The sequence below is a fragment of the Vibrio sp. PSi01 genome (assembly GCF_054960695.1).
The window spans coordinates 1-589 of record NZ_JBHNYN010000052.1 but is presented as its reverse complement, the minus strand read 5'-3'; the positions used below and the strand labels follow the sequence as shown (position 1 = coordinate 589).

1 rRNA gene is annotated in these 589 nt (G+C 53.5%); it reads left to right on the top strand.

The annotated features are described in order from the left end of the window. Positions 1-589: ribosomal RNA gene (locus tag ACFI6G_RS22195) — 16S ribosomal RNA — on the top strand; the annotation flags it as partial.

The window sequence follows — 589 nt, the reverse complement described above, 5'->3', positions numbered from 1 at the left end:
TAACAATCCTTCGGGTGCGTTAATGGGCGTCGAGCGGCGGACGGGTGAGTAATGCCTAGGAAATTGCCTTGATGTGGGGGATAACCATTGGAAACGATGGCTAATACCGCATGATGCCTACGGGCCAAAGAGGGGGACCTTCGGGCCTCTCGCGTCAAGATATGCCTAGGTGGGATTAGCTAGTTGGTGAGGTAATGGCTCACCAAGGCGACGATCCCTAGCTGGTCTGAGAGGATGATCAGCCACACTGGAACTGAGACACGGTCCAGACTCCTACGGGAGGCAGCAGTGGGGAATATTGCACAATGGGCGAAAGCCTGATGCAGCCATGCCGCGTGTATGAAGAAGGCCTTCGGGTTGTAAAGTACTTTCAGTTGTGAGGAAGGGTGTGTAGTTAATAGCTGCGCATCTTGACGTTAGCAACAGAAGAAGCACCGGCTAACTCCGTGCCAGCAGCCGCGGTAATACGGAGGGTGCGAGCGTTAATCGGAATTACTGGGCGTAAAGCGCATGCAGGTGGTTCATTAAGTCAGATGTGAAAGCCCGGGGCTCAACCTCGGAACTGCATTTGAAACTGGTGAACTAGAGT